At 65.7% G+C, this 1,254-nt stretch carries 1 pseudogene; it reads left to right on the forward strand.

From position 1 onward, the window contains the following. Positions 1–18: 18 nt before the first annotated feature. A pseudogene (locus tag ACZ4VL_RS40780) lies at positions 19–1,254 on the forward strand (hypothetical protein); the annotation flags it as partial.

Here is a 1,254-nt window from a genome sequence, read left to right on the forward strand (position 1 = left end):
GGCCAGAGCGGTACGACGCTGTCGAACGTGAAGGCCGGTACGGCCGACATGGACGCGGTGAACGTATCGCAACTGAAGTCGTCGGGCCTGATTGGCGAGAACGGCAAGGCACTTGCAGCCGTGACCTACGACACGCGTGCCGACGGCACCACGAACTTCGCTTCGGTGACGTTCGGTGGCGTGAACGCCGGCGCTCCGGTCGCACTGCACAACGTTGCTGCCGGCACGGCATCGACGGACGCAGTCAACGTGTCGCAGTTGAAGGGCGTGACCGACATCATCGGCGGTGGTGCGGGCCTGGACGCGGACGGCAAGGTTACCGCGCCGGTCTATAACGTCGACGGCAAGGACTACGCGTCGGTCGGCGATGCCATCAAGGCGCTGGAGCAGCGTGAGGGCGGCACCGGCAACGGCACGAACCCGAACGCAGTCGTCTACGACAACTCCACCAAGGCCGCGGTGACGTTGGCGGGTGCGAACGGCACGGTGCTTCGTAACGTCGCGGATGGCTCGCTTGCCGAGGACAGCACCGAGGCCGTCAACGGCCGCCAGGTGAATTTCCTCGCGCAGAGCATCGCGGACAGTCTCGGCGGTGGCGCGAAGTTCGACCCGGTGACCGGTGACATCTCGGCGCCGACGGACGAACTGACCGCAGCGGATGGCTTCACGGATACGTACGACAACGTCGGCGATGAGTTCAAGCATATCGACGAGCGCGTGTCGACGCACACGACGCAGATCGAGACGCTGCAGAAGGGTGTCGCGAACGCGGTTCAGTACGACGACGCAACGCACGCCTCCGTCACGCTCGGTGGTGCAGGTGCGGCGCCCGTCACGCTGAAGAACGTTGCGGACGGTGTCGACGAGACCGATGGAGTCAACGTGCGGCAACTGCGCTCGGCTGGCCTGGTCGGAGAAGACGGCAAGCTGCAGTCGGCGGTCGTGTACGACAAGAACGCGGACGGCACGACGAACTACGGTTCGGTGACGCTCGGCGGCGCTGGTGCGGCGGCTCCGGTCGCGCTGCACAACGTGGCGGCCGGCAAGGTTGCGACGGACGCAGTGAACGTCAGCCAGCTGAGTGGCGTGACCGATGCGCTCGGCGGCGGTGCGAAGATCGACGAGGAGACCGGCAAGGTCGTCGCGCCGACCTACAACGTCGGTGGCGACAGCTTCCACAACGCCGGCGATGCACTGAACAACATCGACAACCGGGTCACGCAGATCCAGAACAACCTGGGTGAGGCCACGAAG

It is taken from the genome of Streptomyces sp. NPDC029014, from assembly GCF_055564695.1.